The 20764-nt window shown below is 37.3% G+C and carries 18 protein-coding genes and 1 pseudogene; 16 read left to right on the forward strand and 3 right to left on the reverse strand.

The window, feature by feature from the left end; genetic code table 11:
- On the reverse strand, positions 1-1021 hold a 1021-nt coding region (locus tag QM865_RS01030; RefSeq protein WP_414305816.1), incomplete at its 3' end, for a hypothetical protein.
- 34 nt (positions 1022-1055) lie between these two features.
- Between QM865_RS01030 and QM865_RS01035 the strand changes: the two genes are divergently transcribed.
- From QM865_RS01035 to asp5, 15 genes and pseudogenes are all read left to right on the forward strand, one after another.
- Positions 1056-1232, forward strand: coding sequence for an LPXTG cell wall anchor domain-containing protein (locus tag QM865_RS01035; RefSeq protein WP_261219313.1), 177 nt, complete (start codon positions 1056-1058; stop codon positions 1230-1232).
- Between the two features lie 267 nt (positions 1233-1499).
- Positions 1500-2353 (forward strand): annotated as a pseudogene (locus tag QM865_RS01040) (IS630 family transposase).
- A gap of 329 nt (positions 2354-2682) precedes the next feature.
- Positions 2683-3894: a glycosyltransferase family 8 protein gene (locus QM865_RS01045; protein WP_261059702.1), complete on the forward strand. Its 1212-nt coding sequence runs from the start codon at positions 2683-2685 to the stop codon at positions 3892-3894.
- A 5-nt stretch (positions 3895-3899) separates the two neighbouring features.
- Positions 3900-4130, forward strand: a complete 231-nt coding sequence (locus tag QM865_RS01050; RefSeq protein WP_261059701.1) for a glycosyltransferase family 2 protein — start codon at positions 3900-3902, stop codon at positions 4128-4130.
- Positions 4121-5398: a hypothetical protein gene (locus QM865_RS01055; RefSeq protein ID WP_261059700.1), complete on the forward strand. Its 1278-nt coding sequence runs from the start codon at positions 4121-4123 to the stop codon at positions 5396-5398. Before QM865_RS01050 ends, QM865_RS01055 begins: the two co-directional genes overlap by 10 nt.
- Positions 5385-6896: a glycosyltransferase gene (locus tag QM865_RS01060; RefSeq protein ID WP_261059699.1), complete on the forward strand. Its 1512-nt coding sequence runs from the start codon at positions 5385-5387 to the stop codon at positions 6894-6896. Before QM865_RS01055 ends, QM865_RS01060 begins: the two co-directional genes overlap by 14 nt.
- 493 nt (positions 6897-7389) lie before the next feature.
- A complete protein-coding gene (secY2, locus tag QM865_RS01065) occupies positions 7390-8604 on the forward strand; it encodes an accessory Sec system protein translocase subunit SecY2 (RefSeq protein ID WP_261059698.1) in 1215 nt (404 codons plus the stop codon).
- 9 nt (positions 8605-8613) lie between these two features.
- Complete coding sequence (asp1, locus tag QM865_RS01070; protein ID WP_261059697.1) at positions 8614-10194, forward strand: accessory Sec system protein Asp1; 1581 nt, start codon at positions 8614-8616, stop codon at positions 10192-10194.
- The gene (gene asp2, locus QM865_RS01075) at positions 10178-11713 is read left to right on the forward strand and encodes an accessory Sec system protein Asp2 (protein WP_261059696.1); all 1536 of its coding nucleotides are present in this window, start codon (positions 10178-10180) and stop codon (positions 11711-11713) included. Before asp1 ends, asp2 begins: the two co-directional genes overlap by 17 nt.
- Positions 11710-12150, forward strand: a complete 441-nt coding sequence (gene asp3, locus QM865_RS01080; RefSeq protein ID WP_101784382.1) for an accessory Sec system protein Asp3 — start codon at positions 11710-11712, stop codon at positions 12148-12150. The genes asp2 and asp3 overlap by 4 nt, the downstream gene beginning before the upstream one ends.
- A 61-nt stretch (positions 12151-12211) precedes the next feature.
- Positions 12212-14503 carry an accessory Sec system translocase SecA2 gene (gene secA2, locus QM865_RS01085; protein WP_414305888.1) on the forward strand — a complete coding sequence of 764 codons (2292 nt, stop codon included), beginning with the start codon at positions 12212-12214 and terminating at the stop codon, positions 14501-14503.
- Positions 14504-14515: 12 nt separating this feature from the next.
- Entirely contained in the window at positions 14516-16027 is a 1512-nt protein-coding gene (gene gtfA, locus QM865_RS01090) for an accessory Sec system glycosyltransferase GtfA (RefSeq protein ID WP_414305817.1), read from the forward strand.
- The gene (gene gtfB, locus QM865_RS01095; RefSeq protein WP_414305818.1) at positions 16020-17357 is read left to right on the forward strand and encodes an accessory Sec system glycosylation chaperone GtfB; all 1338 of its coding nucleotides are present in this window, start codon (positions 16020-16022) and stop codon (positions 17355-17357) included. The genes gtfA and gtfB overlap by 8 nt, the downstream gene beginning before the upstream one ends.
- A 1-nt stretch (position 17358) precedes the next feature.
- A complete protein-coding gene (gene asp4, locus QM865_RS01100) occupies positions 17359-17538 on the forward strand; it encodes an accessory Sec system protein Asp4 (RefSeq protein WP_001287962.1) in 180 nt (59 codons plus the stop codon).
- Between the two features lie 4 nt (positions 17539-17542).
- Positions 17543-17767: an accessory Sec system protein Asp5 gene (asp5, locus tag QM865_RS01105; RefSeq protein WP_000569970.1), complete on the forward strand. Its 225-nt coding sequence runs from the start codon at positions 17543-17545 to the stop codon at positions 17765-17767.
- Positions 17768-17817: 50 nt separating this feature from the next.
- Here asp5 and QM865_RS01110 read toward each other — a convergent pair whose 3' ends face one another.
- Together QM865_RS01110 and sstT are read right to left on the reverse strand one after the other, a co-directional pair.
- The gene (locus QM865_RS01110) at positions 17818-18771 is read right to left on the reverse strand and encodes an aromatic acid exporter family protein (RefSeq protein ID WP_293960673.1); all 954 of its coding nucleotides are present in this window, start codon (positions 18769-18771) and stop codon (positions 17818-17820) included.
- Between the two features lie 66 nt (positions 18772-18837).
- On the reverse strand, positions 18838-20043 hold the full coding sequence (sstT, locus tag QM865_RS01115) for a serine/threonine transporter SstT (protein ID WP_261063934.1): 1206 nt from the start codon (positions 20041-20043) through the stop codon (positions 18838-18840).
- 151 nt (positions 20044-20194) lie between these two features.
- On the opposite strand from sstT, the gene QM865_RS01120 reads away from it, so the two are divergent.
- Positions 20195-20761, forward strand: coding sequence for a mechanosensitive ion channel family protein (locus QM865_RS01120; protein ID WP_414305819.1), 567 nt, complete (start codon positions 20195-20197; stop codon positions 20759-20761).
- Positions 20762-20764: the final 3 nt, after the last annotated feature.

Consider the following 20764-nt stretch of genomic DNA (forward strand, 5'->3'; position numbering starts at 1 on the left):
CATCGGCTAGCACGTCAGCTTCAACGAGCGCAAGTACGTCAGCAAGTACGTCAGCCTCAACAAGTGCAAGCACATCAGCAAGTACATCAGCATCAACAAGTGCAAGTACATCAGCAAGTACATCAGCCTCAACAAGTGCAAGTACATCGGCTAGCACGTCAGCCTCAACAAGCGCAAGTACATCAGCAAGTACATCAGCCTCAACAAGTGCAAGTACATCAGCAAGTACATCAGCATCAACAAGTACAAGTACATCAGCAAGTACGTCAGCATCAACAAGCGCAAGTACCTCAGCAAGTACGTCAGCTTCAACAAGCGCAAGCACATCAGCAAGTACATCAGCTTCAACAAGCGCAAGTACATCAGCAAGTACGTCAGCCTCAACGAGCGCAAGCACGTCGGCTAGCACGTCAGCAAGTACGTCAGCATCAACAAGCGCAAGTACGTCAGCGTCAACAAGTGCAAGTACGTCAGCAAGCACGTCAGCTTCAACGAGCGCAAGTACATCAGCCTCAACAAGTGCAAGTACATCAGCAAGTACATCAGCATCAACAAGTGCAAGTACATCGGCTAGCACGTCAGCCTCAACAAGTGCAAGTACATCAGCAAGTACATCAGCCTCAACAAGTGCAAGTACATCGGCTAGCACGTCAGCCTCAACAAGTGCAAGTACATCAGCAAGTACGTCAGCCTCAACAAGTGCAAGCACATCAGCAAGTACGTCAGCATCAACAAGTGCTTCTGTTGTAACAAGTAAGGGGCTTGCAGAAATCAGATCGCTCGATAGTTTAGATATCAATAGTATTATTGCATCAGATTCAGTAAGTACATCCGTATCGACAAGTGCTAGTACGTCGATCTCAACAAGCGTAAGCGCGTCAGCTTCAATGAGCGCGATTACATCAGCAAGCACTTCAGCTTCAACGAGCGCAAGTACATCAGCAAGCACATCAGCTTCAACGAGCGCAAGTACGTCAGCAAGCGCGTCAGCTTCAACGAGCGCAAGTACATCAGCAAGCACGTTAGCTTCAACAAGCGTAAGTACTTCAACGTCAATGATTCATTCGAATTCAACTAGTCCAGCTCCTCAAACTGAAACGGCTAAAACACGTAAGCAATTGCCAAATACTGGTGAAACTTCATCAATCTCATCTGCTGTCTTAGGACTTGTAGCAGGTTTAACTGGATTAGGTTTAGTAGCTAAACGACGTAAACGTGATGAGGAAGAATAAGTCTTGTTCTAGATAATCGAAATAGACTAATTAGGTTATCGTAAACCTCCAAAAGTTAAAAACTTTTGGAGGTTTTTAGTATACTGACATGTCGTGCATCTGAGGAAGATGGAGATGTTCCCAGTTGAAAGAGAAGAAATACATACAAACGTAAAAATACTAAAGGAAGACGTCAAGCTCTTTTGACCCAATTTTATTGATAAGAAGTTCATGATCAACTATAATAAAATGAACCAAAAATAGTACACAATGTATCATAATATTCTTATGGTATATTCAATAGATTTTCGTAAAAAAGTTCTCGCCTATTGTGAGCGAACAGGTAGTATAACAGAAGCATCACAGATTTTCCAAATCTCACGTAACACCATTTATGGCTGGTTAAAGCTAAAAGAGAAAACAGGAGAGCTAAACCATCAAGTAAAAGGAACAAAACCAAGAAAAGTTGATAGAGATAGACTCAAAAACTATCTTACTGATAATCCAGATGCTTATTTGACTGAAATAGCTTCTGAATTTGGCTGTCATCTAACTACTATCCACTATGCTCTCAAAGCTATGGGGTACACTCGAAAAAAAAGCACCACACCTACTATGAACAAGACCCAGAAAAAGTAGCTTTATTTCTTAAGAATTTTAATAGTTTAAAGCACTTAGCACCTGTTTATATTGATGAAACAGGATTCGATACTTATTTTTATCGAGAATATGGTCGCTCATTAAAAGGCCAGTTAATAATAGGTAAGGTATCTGGAAGAAGATATCAGAGGATTTCTTTGGTTGCGGGGCTAACAAATGGTGAGTTAATCGCTCCAATGACTTACGAAGAGACGATGACGAGCGACTTTTTTGAAGCTTGGTTTCAGAAGTTTCTCTTACCAACCTTAAACAAACCATCAGTTATTATTATGGATAATGCAAGATTCCATAGAATGGGTAAGCTAGAGCTCTTATGTGAAGAATTTGGGCATAAACTTTTACCACTTCCTCCCTACTCACCTGAGTACAATCCTATTGAGAAAACATGAGCTCATATCAAAAAGCACCTCAAAAAGGTATTACCAAGTTGTAATACTTTTTACGAAGCTCTTTTGTCCTACTCTTGTTTCAATTTACTATAGAATGCTGCATTTGTCCTGACTGTCAGGGAAATCTAAAAAAGAGATTGGAGCGACTATTCAACGACAAGAATTGGACTTTGTTCCTTCGCAATTAACAATAGTTGATTATATCCAATGTGCTTACAATACAATGGATATATCATACATCTGATGTATCATAAATATCGATTTTTAGTATACTTTATTATGGGATGATTATTACTGTATAAGTTGGAAAATAGCTGTTTTTTTGATATAATATGTTTTGTATTATATATGGTATAAAATACGTTTGAAGAGATTTCTTACTTTTGGTATTTTAGATGGAATGGGAAATATAAGGGGAGATTATGTATAAGAAAGTAATTGTTCTTGCAGCAAATCAAGCTTATGTGAGTTATTTAGAGACAACAATTAAATCTATATGTAGCCATATGAAGCAGATTAAGTTTTATATTCTAAATGAAGATATTCCAACTGATTGGTTTCGGTTAGTAGATGATCATCTTGAAAAAATAGATTCAGAAATTATAAACGTTAGATGTTCTTCAGCTATGTTTCAAGATTATAAACTTCCAACAGCACATTTAAACTATGCTGCCTATTTTCGGTATTTAATTCCTCACCATGTAGTAGAAGATAAGGTTTTGTATTTGGATAGTGATATGATTGTGACACAGGATTTATCAAGTTTATTTGAACTAGATATGCAAGATTGTCCTGTTGCTGCAGTTGAGGATTTACCGACAACATCGGATAAGTTTAATTCTGGTTTATTATTGATAGATAATAAAAAATGGAGAGAGGAAGATGTTGTGAAACAGTTATTTGATTTGACTGCGGAACATCATCATGATGTCTATGGGGATCAAGGAATCTTGAATCTTGCTTTTCAGGATAATTGGTATCATCTTCCTCTAACCTATAATCTTCAAGTGGGGTCAGATAGTCAGCAATTTACACTGGGTGATACGGATTGGTATGATCTTTTTAAAGGAAAACCAGCTGTCATTCACTATACTACAGGCTTGAAGCCGTGGCATCAACATCATTTTAATCGATTCAGAGAAGAATGGTGGTTTTACTATGGATTGTCTTGGGATGATGTTATACTTAGAAAATATCCTGCCAAAGAAGGATGGAGTGCTCTTGTTTCACTCCCTCCTTATCAAACAGCTATTTATACGAATACCGTGAACTTGCATGAAGCAGAGAATCTGATTAAAGCTCTTCCACAAGTGAATTTTAATATTTTGGCCCACTGCTATTTTGCACCAGAAATTTTAATGTTGGAAAAGTATAAAAATGTAACACTTTTTCCCTGCTTTGATCCTTTGACGCATGAAAAAGTTTTCAATCAGTTAGATTTTTATCTAGATATAAACTATGAGGGTGAAATTTATAACATTATCCAAAAAGTAGCAGATAAGGGAATTCCTTTCTATTCTTTCCAAGCAACAAATCATGGACGTGAAATATCTCACTATGTTTTTGAAAATCAGGATGTTCAAGAGATGATTCAGCATATCAAAAACTATTTGAATACTCTAGAAAATAAGTAGAATGAATGCAAACAGAACCATTAATTAGTGTTATCGTATCAGTGTGTAATGTAGAACCTTATCTAGAACTAGCCTTAGATAGTATAAGATACCAGTCTTATCAAAATTTAGAAATTATTTTAATTAATGATGGTTCAACGGATGATTCAGAAAGTATTTGTAAAGATCTTGCATCTCAAGATGCAAGATTTAGATACATTTATCAAGAGAATGGGAAAAGTAAAAGATGTTTGTAATCGCAAAAAAAACAGATGATAAAGTTCCAAAAATTAAGGAGATTTTTCAAAAGCTAGAGAAATCATTAACTGTATTCTACATTGATTGTTTTGACAATCTAGATAATCTTGAACAAGGGGAGTTGACAGCACTGACATACTTCCTAATGAAAGAAAAGGGTCAACCTCTCTTTGTTAACAATTTACCTCTGCCCCCTTACTGGGAGATAACGACAGATGGTTTAGAAGGTTATGTTTATGACCAAAGTAAAAAGAAAGCACGAATAAAGTTCCGTCAACCACAATCAGAGCGTACTATTGCGAGGGTTTACTGGTATGATGAAGAAGAAACGTGCATCTGGATAGATTATTACAGTGCTTATGGCTGGAAAGTTTGTCGTGAACTTTTAGATGAAGAAGAAAAGAGTGTACTGAGAACTATTTACAACTCAGAAGGGAGAGAACTTCTAGTAGAGTGGTTACAACAAGATAAAATAGCTTACTTTGATTCACAGCAGAGTCCAACTATCTATCCGAATCGTCATTCTTTTCTCCTTAAAGTATTAGAAGAGATAGTAGAGAGAGAAGATATTTTAATTTTGGGAGAAGAGATTCTCTCGCTTCTTCCCTCAGGAAAGAAAGAAAATTACTATTATTTGGCAGATGATATAACAGAGGCTGATAAGATTGCAGACCGAGTTAATCAGGTTCTAGTAATGTCCCCTCGAAGTTCTGATCTTTCTCCTTACACACATCTATATGGGTTTGCTTTAAATAAGCCAGTTCCGGTTAGGCCACAAGCTATGATTATTACAAATTCTGAATGGATAGAAGGTTTAGAACAATTATTGATTCAATTTCCAGAGATTGATTTCCATGTAGGAGCAGTTACAGAGATGGGAAGTCGTATTACTAATTTATCTATCTATTCTAATATGCACATACATCCAGGAATGAGTTATCGACTTTTTCAAGAATTACTGGATAGCAGTAGTTTCTATTTTGATATTCAGTATGATATTGAAATTCTTGCCTCTTCTTTACGTGCGGTTGAAAGAGGAATATTACTTTATACATTGGACAATCTGACTCATCATGAAGAATATAAAAAATTAGAAACTTGTTACGATACAATAGAGTCTCTCATTCAAAATGTACGCCAAGTTCTAGAAAATCCTGATAAGTATTATCAACTTTCTAGAAATCAAGCTCAAATATTAGGGATAACTAGTTTAGAAGATTATCGTAGTTTATTTGGTAGATGGGAGAGAAAATTTGACTGTTTATAATTTTAATCTATTGCTAGGGTTTGAACCAAATGGAGTAGATGTTGCACAAGCACATCGCCTTAAAATGTTTCGCAAGTTAGGTGTAGAGACATATTTTGTATTTACCCATTGGCCAAATAGGGATCAATTAGATTATTTTTTATCCAAAGGTTATCGATACAATGAACTTCTTTTTGCTCAACTTTTGTTTACGGATCAGTTAGTAACAGAACCCATTCTTTCTTCTAGTGAGATGGAAATGCTTTTGGGATTGGAGAAGTCACAACAAATTGATAGTTCTGACGAAAGTCAATCTTATAAACTAGATAATGGAGAAGTTATCGTTTTTCGGTACAGTAAATATTATTTAGATAAGGTTCAGTATGTGGATTATTTTTCAGAAGGATATTTACTAAGAAGGGAAATGTACTCTACAAGAAAACTAGTAACTGATTATTTTGTATTGAACTATCAAAATAATCACATTTCAGCTGAACTAGGAAAACGTGTTTATCATAACCAAGACGGAAGTGTAGCATTAGAGGAAATTTCTCAGAAAGAGAAACGTCTTTATCTATTAAAAGATAATAGACTAATAACACATGAAGAGCTGATAACTTTTTTTATAAATAAGCTCAACCTAAAAGAAAGAGATATTGTTCTGATGGATAGGGCTTCGAATATTGATTTTGCTCGTCCACTATTGGAGCAATCATCAGGTGCAAAACTAGGACTAGTGTTCCATTCGGAACATACTTTTGGTGAGCATCCCTTTAGCTATGAATATTACTACCCTGTAAAGTATGCTAATCGTTTTGACTTTATGATTACATCTACTAAGTTACAGGCAGAAATTTTGAAGGAGTCTTTTCAAAAAGAAGGACAGCAAGCTCCCAAAATTTATACTATTCCAGTAGGGAGTTTGAATTCTTTACAATATGCAGACAAAGTTAGGCAACCACAAAAAATTATGACGGCTTCAAGATTGATTTATTCAAAGCGAGTAGATTTAGCTATTAGAGCAGTTGTTTTAGCGCATCAAAAGGGTGCGAATATTGATTTTTCTATCTTTGGTCAAGGTATGGAATATAATGGGTTGAAAGAGTTGATTTGCGAATATTCGGCAGAGGATTATATCCATCTAAAAGGATATGCGAGATTGGATGACGAGTACATAAAACATAGTATTTATCTAACAGCTTCTACAACTGAGACTTTTGGTTTGACTTTGATGGAAGCTGTTGGAGCAGGATTGGCTATTGTTGGATTTGATGTGAGATATGGTAATCCTACCTTTATACTAGATGGTAAAAATGGTTATTTAGTTCCTTTTGAAGGAAGAAGTGATCAGGAGTTGGTAGAGGATATGGCTCAGAGATTAGTTGAACTATCTTCTAAAGATATGGAGGATTTTCATAGCAATTCTTATCAGTTGGCGAGTGAGTACTTAGAGGAAAGTATTGTAGAGATATGGAATAATTTCCTTAAAAATCAGACTTCTAGAATATCTATATCTTAGAGAGTTCAATATTTTAATGCTAAATTTATAAATGAGAGAGTTATAAGTATAGCAATGAAAGAAATCGTTTTAAAATTTTATATTTTTAATGGCGACTAACCAACTAAGTGGTTTTTACTTATGGAAAACGTTTGAAGTCATTATTATCAGAAATTATTAATGTGAAAATAACAAATTATAATTTGCGTGAGTATCATTGACCATATAATTTAACTTAATCTGTTTTTTCCGATATTTTATTCCAAAATTTGTTAAAGAGGATAAGATTTTTAATTTAGATTTAGAAAAATGGATGAAGAATGATTATGTTTTGAACAAAAATAGACACTATTTAGTTCGAAGTCTTTCAGTTAAAACTTAGTTTTTTTAATACTTTATTTTAAATCCTACTAGAGAGAATTCTCATCTTGATTATCTGAGTTATCTTGTGAAAATATTGCTACTATTGGTAGTAAATATTTATTTTATAATTGAAAATACGAAAGGAATTTTCATGAAAAACTATTTTTCATCTATATTAAAAAAAGGTCTAGTGACTCTCTTTTTGATTTTTATTTATGTGTTAGGAAGTCATTTGACGTTACCATTTATTGATGTAAATAGTAAGGATTTTTTAGGTGGTTCAACAGCTTATCTTGCTTTTTCGACGGCTCTTACAGGTGGGAATCTCCGTAGTCTTTCCTTGCTTTCTGTTGGTATTTCTCCATGGATGTCTTCAATGATTTTGTGGCAGATGTTTTCCTTTTCAAAGAGTTTAGGGTTGACATCAATGTCGGTGGAAATTCAGGATAGGCGTCAGATGTATTTAACATTGTTTATAGCTATCATTCAATCTTTAGCTATTTCCTTAAATCTTCCTGTTCAACAAATTTACTCTTCTGAACTTATCCTGCTCTTGAATACAACATTATTGGTTGCAGGGACTTTTTTCTCCATTTGGTTAACTGATATTAATGCTAGTAATGGGATTGGTGGATCTATGGTTATATTGTTAACTAGTATGGTCTTAAATATTCCACAGGATTTGATTGAAGCATTTAGAGCTGTGCATATACCAACCACAATTTTAGTATCTTTAAGTCTTATGGGAGTTTTCTTTGCTTATCTATTAGCCTTATTTTATAGAGCTCGCTATCGCATACCGGTTAATAAGATTGGTTTAAATAGTCGTTTTAAGAGATATTCATATTTTGAAGTGATGCTTAACCCAGCTGGAGGGATGCCTTACATGTATTTGATGAGTTTTTTAGCTTTACCTACCTATATTTTTTTGCTGTTACAGTCGCTTTTCCCTGCAAATTCAGTACTCTCTGAAATTTCAGTTAAGTATACAGTTGGGAAACCACTTTGGATTTATATGTATATCGGATTTCTTTTTCTTTTTAGTATCCTATTTGCATTTGTAAATATGAGTGGGGAACAAATAGCAGAACGTATGAAAAAATCTGGAGAATATATATACGGAATCTATCCTGGTGAAGAAACCGGTCGATTTTTGAATAGACTAATTTTTCGCTTCTCTATTATAGGCGCTTTCTTTAATGTGGTAATGGCAGGTATTCCTATGCTGTTTGTATTAGCTGATGAAAAATTATTAAGAATTGCTATGATTCCAGGTTTATTTATGATATTTGGTGGTATGATTTTTACAATCAAAGATGAAATGAAGGCTTTGAGATTAAATGAAACTTATAAACCATTGATTTAGGAGGATATCATGTATTATTTTATTCCAGCTTGGTATGGTTCAAATCGTCAATGGCACGCTGATTTGACTCCGTGGTACTATTCTCACTTTAAACTTGAATTTGATGATACTTTTAATCAAATTAGACTTTTTCAAAGACAAGGTCTACCGTCTCGACTATTAGTATTATCCTATCAGCCACATTTACGTTATTTTTTACACAGACATGGTGTCTTAGAGACAGAAGTTTATCCTATATTTGATGATTTGCAAGATTTGCATGATATACACAGCCAGGTTCTGAATATAAGAGATATAGAGTGGGATAGTGATTGTCAATTTATTTATAGTCCTTTTGCAATAGTAGTACAAAAAAATGGTAAAAAATATGCTAAAGTGGAGCATGGTGTAGAAGGATTTATCAGTGAAATCCAATATTTTGATCTCGATGGGCAAATAAGTACACATTATATAATGGACGATCGTGGCTTTGTGTCTAGTGTCATTTATTTTGATAATGGCCAGCCTACCTATCAAGACTATTTAGATCCTAAAGGTATTTGGCGATTTAGGGAGTATTTAAATGAGGGAGGCCGAGTAGAGGTAAATCCAATATTTGGTTACCGTTTTAAACAGCTTCACTACGCTGATATAAGTCAATTAATTGTAGAATATTTTGATAAATATCTGCAAAGGAAACAGGAAAAACAGGATATTTTTATCATTCCTTCTCATCCCCATCATGACCAATTGCTCTTCAGCTGTTTACAAAGTGATACTGCTAAAATTTTGAGTCTTTTCATTAATCGGAATTCTCAAGTTAATTTTAAAAACTTAGCTCCATCATTTGAACAGGCAGATGTAGTCTTAGTGGATAGAGAGGATAGTTTACAACTCTTGCAGGACCTGTATCCTGAACTATCGGATAAATTTCATCATCTTTCTCCTTTTGATACGCGTTTACGACTAGGTCGAAGTCAGACTCGAAAAGAATCGATAATTTATTATCAATTAGATTTTTCGGAAGGAATTGATAGACAAGCTCTATTTCAGGTTTTATCATTTATTGCTGAAACCAAAAATACAGAAGTCATATTTGGAGCCTTCTCTGCTAGTCAGGAACAAATGGATGAAGTGGAAAGCCTTGTAAATGAAATCATTCAGAGACAAATCCATATTGACAGCTTGGAAAAAGGCCTAGACTATGGTGGTGCAGAAAATCCCCTAGAGGAAAACCAGGAGCAAGAACTGCGTTTTCAATTTGTCAATATGAATGATGAATTGGATTTGATTAAGACACTCGAGTTTGTTCGTTTGATTGTGGATCTCAATAAACAACCCCACCTCTACACTCAAATAGCAGGTATCAGTGCGGGAATTCCTCAGATTAATCTAGTTGAGACCGTCTATGTGGAACATTTGAAAAACGGCTATTTGATTTCAGATGTGACAGAATTTTCCAAGGCGGCACATTACTATACAGATAAACTGAAAGAGTGGAATCAAGCATTAGTATACTCTATTGATAAAATCAAAGAACACACAGGACAAAGATTCTTAGATAAGTTGCATCACTGGATTGAGGAGGTTACAGATGTCAAAGGATTATAAAATCCTACAGATAGGAATTGATAATTGGGCTCATCATTATGATATTCCTGAAAATATGTATTGGTACTATTTCTGTCCCAACTCATCGCTTGCCCTTCGTAAAATGATGGAAATGGATAGCATCACAAATTTTCATGCAATCTTGATAGAGGATGGTCAGTATCTAGCTGATTTACTACCTTTTAGTGATCAGATTGCACCTTATACTCTTTTTTATGATCAAGGTTTTAAAACGACAGAATTGAGTATTCTTGATTTCTTAAAAAAGAGATGTGCTCAAGCTATGGATTTCTCTGAACCCCAGCAATTACTAAATGATTTATCAACTTCTCTCTTTGGCGGGGGATACGGAGATAAATTATTTCCATCAACAATACAAATACATCCCTCTTTTGAAGGTTCTATTTCCTATCAAGGATTTGAACATGTGACTTTAGAGGGAAATTTTAGTGATACTTTTTCTCAGGTTGCCCATTGGACCTACAATACCATGATTGGAGAAAATCTCCCTATTGAATTGTGGTTAGAGTACGAAAAACAAGGGGATTGTGAGTTTAGATTAGTGATTCGCAAAATATGGTCTGGGGCTGTTGACGAATTTTTTGAGGAGGAAATTTATAGTGAGGATGACCTTCAACAAGCGATTGTTATAGATAATAAGGAAACAAGTTTTTATATAACGGTATCTATTGAGGCACGAGGCAAAGGGAAACTTAAACTAGGGAATCTTCACCAGCGTTGGAGTAGAAAACAGTTTGGAAAGTTTGTTCTTGGTGGTAATATTTTACACGATAGTATACGTGATGAGATTAATTATTTCTTTCATCCTGGAGACTTTAAACCTCCTTTGGCAGTATACTTTGCGGGATATCGTCCTGCAGAGGGCTTTGAAGGATATTTCATGATGAAAAATTTAGGATGTCCTTTTCTTCTTTTTTCAGATCCTCGTTTGGAGGGGGGAGCTTTTTACCTTGGTAGTGAAGAATTAGAAAATAAGATTAAGGAAACAATTCAATACTATTTAGACTATCTTGGTTTGACTTCTAAAGATTTAATTTTATCAGGTTTATCAATGGGAACCTTTCCATCGCTCTACTATGGGGCAGTTTTTGAACCGCATGCAGTTATTGTTGGTAAGCCATTAGCCAATGTTGGAACTATTGCAAGACGGGGCCGCATAGAGGCACCTGGAGTTTTTAATACAAGTTTTGATATTTTGAGACATCAGACTGGAGGAGTTAGCTACCAGGATATGGAAAATTTAGATCGACGTTTTTGGAATGTGTTTAAAAAGGCTAACTTTACACAGACAACGTTTGGCCTCTCCTATATGAAAGACGAAGATATGGACAGTAAGGCATATGATCAGTTAGTAGAACATCTTTGTTATACAGGCGCTAAGATTCTATCTAAGGGTACATCGGGGCGACACAATGATGATACGGGTACAAATGTTACTTGGTTTTTACATTTTTATAATATGATCTTGGAAGAGGATTTTAAAAGGAGAGATAAATGATTATTAATCAAAGAGAAAGTATCTCTTGGGGAGAAGTACAGGGTACATTTATGTATGGTAGCGAAATAATATATCATAAGGATAAACACATTAGTTTATCTAATCCCTTGGTGCCATCAGGAGAAATCTTAAAAACTTGGTTCTCAAGTGTGAACTATCAAGCCTTTAGAGCCCAGCCTAGTCTCCCTTTACTTAAAAGAAAACAGGATTATCAGTTGTGCATGAATTTTGATTGTCATCCTGAAAATGGCATATATATAAAAATTTCTTTTTTGGATAGATATGGGGATATTATTGAAGAGAAGATTGAAAAAATGAAAGTTTTTGATTTTACTTATCCAGCAGATACCTATACCTATCAAGTTTCCCTTCTAAGTGCTGGATTTGAGTCTTTAGACTTCTATTCTTTTTCTATTGAGGAGATGAATCGTGTTTAAAGATTTTCAACTTAGAAAAGTCAAAAGGATTTTAAAAAAGATTAATGCTCTTAAAGAAAAGATGGAGTCTCTCTCAGACCAGGAATTAGCGTCTAAGACAGTGGAGTTCCGTCAACGTCTTGCTGAGGGGGAGACTTTAGACGACATTTTAGTTGAAGCTTTTGCAGTTGTTCGTGAAGCGGATAAACGCGTATTGGGCATGTTTCCCTATGATGTCCAAGTAATGGGAGGAATTGTTATACATCAGGGAAATGTCGCTGAGATGAATACTGGTGAGGGGAAAACCTTGACAGCCACTATGCCTGTTTATCTCAATGCCCTGACAGGTAAAGGTACCATGCTGATTACCACCAATGACTATCTAGCCAAACGGGATGCTGAGGAGATGGGACAAGTGTACCGCTTCTTAGGATTGACAATTGGAGTCCCATTTACAGATGATCCTAAAGAGCAGATGACACCAGAAGAGAAAAAAAGAATTTATGCGTCGGATATTATTTATACAACTAATAGCAATTTAGGTTTTGATTTTTTGAATGATAATTTAGCTTCTAATCAAGAAGGTAAGTTTTTGCAACCTTTCAATTATGTTATTATTGATGAGATTGATGATATCTTATTGGATAGCGCACAGACACCTCTTATTATTGCTGGATCTCCTCGTGTTCAATCTAATTACTACGGTATTATTGATACGCTTGTAACGACCTTGGTAGAGGGGGAGGATTATATCTTTAAGGAGGAAAAGGATGAGATCTGGCTCACTACTAAGGGAGCTAAGGTTGCTGAAAGCTTTTTAGGAATAGATCATTTGTACAAGGAAGAACATGCGGTTTTTGCTCGCCATTTAGTTTATGCGATTCGAGCCCATAAACTCTTTACTAAAGACAAGGACTATGTCATTCGTGGTAATGAGATGGTACTGGTTGATAAGGGAACAGGACGTCTATTAGAGATGACTAAACTGCAGGGAGGACTCCATCAAGCGATTGAAGCAAAGGAACATGTCAAATTATCTCCAGAAACACGGGCCATGGCTTCAATCACCTATCAGAGCCTTTTTAAGATGTTTAATAAGATATCTGGTATGACAGGAACAGGTAAGGTTGCAGAAAAAGAGTTTATTGAAACCTACAATATGTCTGTAGTACGTATTCCAACCAATCGTCCTAGACAACGGATTGACTATCCAGATAATCTATATATCACTTTACCTGAAAAAGTGTATGCGTCCTTGGAGTACATCAAGGAATACCATGCTAAGGGAAATCCCCTACTTGTTTTTGTAGGCTCGGTTGAGATGTCTCAACTTTATTCGTCACTCTTGCTCCGAGAGGGAATTGCTCATAATGTTTTAAATGCTAATAATGCAGCGCGTGAAGCTCAGATTATTTCTGAGTCAGGTCAGATGGGGGCTGTGACAGTGGCTACATCTATGGCAGGACGTGGTACGGATATCAAGCTTGGTAAGGGAGTTGCAGAACTTGGAGGCTTGATTGTTATTGGGACAGAGCGGATGGAAAGTCAACGAATCGACCTGCAAATTCGTGGACGTTCTGGCCGTCAGGGAGATCCTGGTATGAGTAAGTTTTTTGTATCCTTAGAAGATGATGTTATTAAGAAATTTGGGCCATCTTGGGTGCATAAAAAATATAAAGATTATCAGGTTAAAGATATGACTCAACCGGAAGTATTGAAAGGGCGCAAATATCGAAAACTAGTTGAAAGGGCCCAGCAGTCAAGTGATAGTGCTGGCCGTTCGGCGCGTCGTCAGACTCTAGAATATGCTGAGAGTATGAATATTCAACGGGATATGGTCTATAAAGAAAGAAATCGTCTAATAGATGGTTCTCGTGACTTAGAGGATGTTGTTGAGAAAATCATTGCTAGCTACATAGAGCAAGTGACCTCTTCAAGTTATGAAAGCCGAGAGTTACTCTTCCACTTTATCGTTACCAATATTAGTTTTCATATTAAAGAGGTTCCAGATAATATAGATGTGACTGACAAAACTGCAGTTCGTAGCTTTATGAAGCAGGTGATTGATAGAGAACTTTCTGAAAAGAAAGAATTGCTTGAGCAACATGGCTTATATGAACAGTTTTTACGACTCTCTATGCTCAAGGCTATTGATGACAACTGGGTTGAGCAGGTAGACTATCTACAACAGTTATCTATGGCTATCGGTGGTCAATCTGCTAGTCAGAAAAATCCAATCGTAGAGTATTATCAAGAAGCCTATGCGGGCTTTGAAGCTATGAAAGAACAAATCCGTGCGGATATGGTGCGTAATCTCCTGATGGGCTTGGTTGAAGTCACTCCTAAAGGTGAGATTATGACTCATTTCCCATAAAAAGAGGAACATATGACAATTTACAATATAAATTTAGGAATTGGCTGGGCTAGTAGTGGTGTTGAATACGCTCAAGCCTATCGTGCTGGTATTTTTCGTAGACTGAAACTGGCGTCGAAGTTTATCTTTACAGATATGATTTTAGCCGATAATATTCAGCACTTAACAGCCAATATTGGTTTTGATGATGATCAAGTTATCTGGCTTTATAATCATTTCACTGATATTAAGATTGCACCGACTAGCGTGACAGTGGATGATGTTTTGGCTTATTTTGAAGGTATAGAGGAACGAAGGGAAAAAAATGGCAAGGTCTTGCGTATTTTCTTTTCTGACGAAGACAAGTTTATCACTTGTTATTTAGTAGATGAGAAAAAGGATCTTGTTCAACATGTAGAGTATGTATTTGCAGGTAATCTTGTACGCAAAGATTATTTCTCTTACACACGCTATTGCACAGAATATTTTGCTCCTAAGGACAATGTGGCGACACTCTATCAAAGAACCTTCTACAATGAAGATGGTACTTCTGCTTATGATATGTTCATGAATCAAGGGACTGAAGAAGTCTACCGTTTCAAGGATCGAATTTTATATGGGAAGCCTGCCTTGATACGTTATTTCATGAAGACTCTTCGTTTAAGTAAATCAGATCTAGTGATTTTAGATCGTGAAACAGGCATTGGACAGGTTGTTTTTGAAGAAGCACAAGCAGCGCATTTAGCTGTAGTTGTTCATGCGGAGCATTATAGTGAAAATGCTACAAACGAGGACTATATCCTTTGGAACAACTACTATGACTATCAGTTTACCAATGCAGATAAGGTTGATCTTTTTATCGTTTCAACGGATCGCCAAAAGGAAGTCTTAGAGCAACAGTTTGCTCACTATACTAAGCATGATCCTAAGATTGTAACCATTCCAGTTGGAAGTGTTGATGAATTAACAAAACCACAAGAGAGTCGTAAACCATTTTCTCTCATTACAGCTTCTCGTCTAGCCAAGGAAAAACACATTGATTGGCTTGTGAAAGCTGTGATTGAAGCTCATAAAGAGTTACCGGAACTAACTTTTGATATTTATGGGAGCGGTGGAGAAGATTCTCTTCTTCGTGAAATTATTGCAAATCATCAGGCTGAGGATTATATTCAGCTCAAGGGGCATGCGGAACTTTCGCAGATTTATAGTCAGTATGAGGTATATTTGACAGCTTCTACTAGCGAAGGATTTGGTTTAACCTTGATGGAAGCTATTGGTTCAGGTTTGCCATTGATTGGCTTTGATGTTCCATATGGAAATCAAACTTTCATTGAAGACGGTAAAAATGGCTACTTGATTCCAAGCTCATCTGACCATGTGGAAGACCAAATCAAGCAAACTTTTTCAACTAAGATTTGTCAATTGTATCAAGAAAATCGTTTGGCGGATATGCGTGCCCATTCTTACCAAATTGCAGAAGGCTTCTTAACCAAAGAAATTTTAGAAAAGTGGAAGAAAACAGTAGAGGAGGTGCTCCATGATTGAACTTTATGATCGTTATAGTCAGGAAAGTCGAGATTTACATGAAAGTCTAGTATCTACTGGTCTTTCTCAACTTGGAGTGGTCATCGATGCAGATGGTTTTCTGCCTGATGGTCTGGTATCTCCTTTTACTTATTATCTAGGATATGAAAAGGGAAAACCTCTTTATTTTAACCAAGTTCCTGTTCCAGCTTTTTGGGAAATTTCAGGAAATAATCAGTCTGCTCGTATTGAAGATATGACACAGGAGAGAGCCGTCATTCATTTTGCAGATGGTTTACAGGCGCGTTTGGTAAAAAAAGTCGAATGGAAAACACCAGCAGGTCGAATTTTTCAAGTAGATCACTATAATCGTTTCGGGATTTGCTTTTCTAAAACCACCTATGATGTTTCTGGTCAAGCTATTATGACTTCCTATCGGGACGTAGATCAAAAGGAAGTTATCTTGGAAAACCATGTGACGGGCGATATCTTATTGACTTTTTCTGGTCAGTCCATGCGTTACTTTGCAAATAAGGTTGAATTTATCACCTTCTTTTTGCAAGAATTGGAAATAGATACAAGTCAGCTTATCTTTAATACTCTAGCGACTCCTTTCTTGGTTTCCTTCCATCATCCAGATAAATCGGGCTCAGATGTCTTGGTTTGGCAGGAACCTCTCTATGATGCCATTCCAGGCAATATGCAGTTGATTTTGGAAAATGATGATGTGCGTACTAAGAAGATTATCATTCCTAACAAGGCGACTTATGAGCGCGCTTTAGAATTGACTGACGAGAAATACCACGCTCAGTTTGTGCACTTGGGTTACCATTATCAGTTCAAACGTGATAATTTCCTAAGACGAGATGCCTTGATCTTGACCAATTCCGATCAAATTGAGCAAGTAGAAGCAATCGTAGAAGCCTTGCCTGATGTTACCTTCCGTATCGCAGCGGTGACAGAGATGTCTTCTAAGCTCTTAGATATGCTTCGCTATCCTAATGTGGTCCTTTACCAGAATGCTAGCCCACAGAAGATTCAGGAGCTCTATCAATTGTCGGATATTTACTTGGATATAAACCACAGCAATGAGTTGTTGCAGGCAGTGCGTCAGGCCTTTGAACACAATCTCTTGATTCTGGGCTTCAATCAGACGGTTCACAATAGACTTTACATCGCTCCAGACCATCTATTTGAAAGTAGTGAAGTTACTGCTTTGGTTGAGACCATTAAACTGTCCCTTTCAGATGTTGAACAAATGCGTCAGGCACTTGGCAAACAAGGCCAACATGCAAATTATGTTGACTTGGTGAGATATCAGGAAACCATGCAAACTGTTTTAGGAGGCTAATATGTCAGAGGAAGATTTATTTTACAAAGACGTTGAAGGTCGCATGGAAGAGTTGAAACAAAAACCTATCAAGAAGGAAAAAGAAACCCGAGGGGAAAAGATTAGTAAGACTTTTTCACTCTTACTGGGCTTGATGATTCTGATTGGTTTGCTCTTTACTTTGCTGGGAATTTTGAGGTAGGCCTATGATTGAAATACTGATTGTTTTAGCTATTATCCTATCTCTTGCTTTGATTGTATTGGTGACCATACAACCCCGTCAAAATCAACTCTTTTCCATGGATGCCACTAGTAATATTGGTAAACCAAGTTACTGGCAGAGCAACACCTTGGTAAAGGTTCTCACTTTATTAGTGAGTTTGGCCCTATTCGTTTTACTATTAACCTTTATGGTAATAACTTACAAATAAAAGAAAACTTCAGAGATTCACTTTTTGTGATTGGTCTGAAGTTTTCTTTTTTACTGTCCATATTTTTGGTAAAAGTCAACTTTTACTTGTATGAAGGTTTTGGCTTCGCGTAGAAGTTGAAGAAGGGTGGCACGGGTTTCAAATTCTTCTCTTGTCTTGGGTAGACTGCGGTTTCGGAAGACTTCCAGATAACGTTCAATTTCATCTAGCAAATCAGAAGCAGGATTGGTCTGGCTCAGTTGGCCTGCAATTTTTGAAAAAAGTTGGGCTAAAATCAGGCTTTCACTGGCAGCAAGGTGACAGGTGTTGATCTGCTGGGCCATGTTTCGCAGGATACGACTTTGTCGCTGTCTCATCTCAAAGTAGTGGATATGGTAGTCGGTCTGGTGAAAGAGGTGGTCTGAGTGATCTAGATAGACCAGTTTGAGGGCTTCTTCCAAAAGAGTGTCTAATTCTTCTATCAGCTGTGCTCGGTTACGTCCATCCCCTCTGGATAAATAATATTTAAAGCGCTGGAGGATATCTTTTAATTTTTCTTCTACCAATGTGTGGTAGTGCTGGATTTCCTCTTCTCGTGAAGGCATGTAGAGATTGACCAGTAAGGCAAATCCTGTACCGATAGCAAAGAGAAGGAATTCATTGACTAGAAGGTCTGGTGAGGTTGATTCTTGCACCAAGAGATGGCTAACCAAAACCGTGCTTGGTGTGATGCCAATTTCCCAGCCCATCTTGTAGGCTAGAGGCACATAGAGGGCCAGATAGAGGCCAAGGCTCCAGATATGAAATCCGCTCAAGTGAAAAACCAAAACCCCGATAACCAGAGCCAGAAGCATGGAAAAGAGCCGATTGCGGGCCAGTTTTAAGGTACTTCTACGCGTATCAGATAGGCTCAGGAGAGCGATAATTCCGGCCGAAACTGCTGACGAAAGATTGAGAAAATAAGCAAGAAGGCAGGCAAGACAGGTAGCTAAGATGAGCTTGGCAGTACGTTGGCTAATAGACATAAGAATTTCCTAATAAGTTAGAATAAAAGCGTAAAAGACAAGACCCGAGAGGCTTGTCTTTATGAGTTATTTTTTGCGGGCTGCTGCGTATTCGGCAACGGCGGTAAAGAGGACATCTGTAGAAGAGTTAAGGGCTGTTTCACATGAGTCTTGGATGACACCAATCACAAATCCAACACCGACAACTTGCATGGCAATATCGTTAGAAATACCGAAAAGGCTACAAGCAACTGGGATAAGAAGGAGGGAACCTCCCGCAATACCAGAAGCACCACAGGCTGAGATAGCTGCTACTACACTGAGGACAAAGGCTGTCGCAAAGTCAACAGGGATTCCAAGAGTATTTACTGCAGCAAGGGTCAAAACGTTAATGGTAATCGCTGCCCCGGCCATGTTGATAGTAGAACCAAGTGGAATAGAAACAGAGTAGGTATCTGGATCCAGTCCGAGGTCGTGACAAAGTTTCATGTTGACAGGGATGTTAGCCGCAGAACTACGAGTGAAGAAGGCTGTCACACCGCTGACACGCAAACATTTCCAAACGAGGGGATAAGGATTCCTCTTCATAAAGAGGAAGGCAATCAATGGATTGACTACCAGAGCCACAAAGAACATAGTTGTAACCAGGAGGGCAAGCAAGATTCCGTAGTTGGCTAGGCTTCCGATTCCCTTATCAGAGATGGTTTTAAATACGAGTCCTAAGATACCAAATGGAGCTAGGTTGATGATCCATTCGACAATCTTAGAAGTCACATCAGCCATAGTTTTGAGCAATTCTTTACTATTTTTGCTGGCCTCTCTCATGGCAATCCCGAAAACAACTGCCCATGAGAGGATACCAATGTAGTTGGCTGTGACAAGGGCATTGACTGGATTGTCAACCAATTTGAGCAAGAGGTTGCTGAGGACCTGTCCAATCCCATCTGGTGGAGCAATATCGGTATTAGCGCTATTTAGGGTGATTTCAACAGGGACGATGAAACTGGCTAGTACAGCGATAAGGGCAGCGGCAAAAGTTCCTACCAAGTAAAGGAAGATAACCGTTTTCATATTGCTATCTTGTCCCTTTTGATGTTGGGATAGGGCGTTAGCAACGAGGGCAAAGACCAGAATTGGTGCGATGGCTTTAAGGCCACCAACAAAGAGATCTCCGAGCAGGCCAATTCCTGAAATGTTAGGAAGTGTCAGTCCTAGAGTTCCTCCAATAAGCATGCCAATCAAGATACGTTTGATCAGGCTTGCCTTATTCCAAGCATGAATGATTTTTTTCATAACAATCTCCTTTGTTGTGTAATGTTTATGATTATAGTATAAATATGAGCTAAAATCAAGAATTTTCTGTCTATTTTTGAAATTATTTTTGAATATTTATGGAGAATGACAGTTTATGAAAGTATGGTATAATAAATGAAAGGAGTTTTCTATGCAAGAATTTATTCAAACATACCTCAATAAGCTTGATATTACAGCGATTATCGAGAATATCTTGACCAAGCTACTTTCTCTTTTATTCCTGTTTTTGCTCTTTTATATAGCTAAGAAACTGCTTCATACCATGGTGCAGAGAATTGTCAAGCCTTCTCTAAAAATGTCTCACCATGATGTCGGGCGTCAGAAAACCATCTCACGTCTGTTAGAAAATGTGTTTAATTATACCCTTTATTTCTTTTTACTTTACTGCATTTTGTCGATATTGGGCTTGCCAGTTTCTAGTTTGCTGGCAGGTGCTGGGATTGCTGGAGTGGCTATTGGGATGGGAGCCCAAGGTTTTCTGTCTGATGTCATCAATGGCTTTTTCATCCTCTTTGAACGGCAACTCGATGTGGGAGATGAGGTCGTTTTGACAAATGGCCCCATTACTGTATCGGGCAAGGTTGTCAGCGTCGGCATTCGAACAACACAACTCAGAGGAGAAGATCAGGTTCTGCACTTCGTTCCCAATCGCAATATCACTGTCGTCAGCAATTTCTCTCGGACAGACCAGGCCTGAAAT

It is taken from the genome of Streptococcus mitis, from assembly GCF_047462815.1.
Taxonomy (GTDB): Bacteria; Bacillota; Bacilli; order Lactobacillales; family Streptococcaceae; genus Streptococcus; species Streptococcus mitis_DO.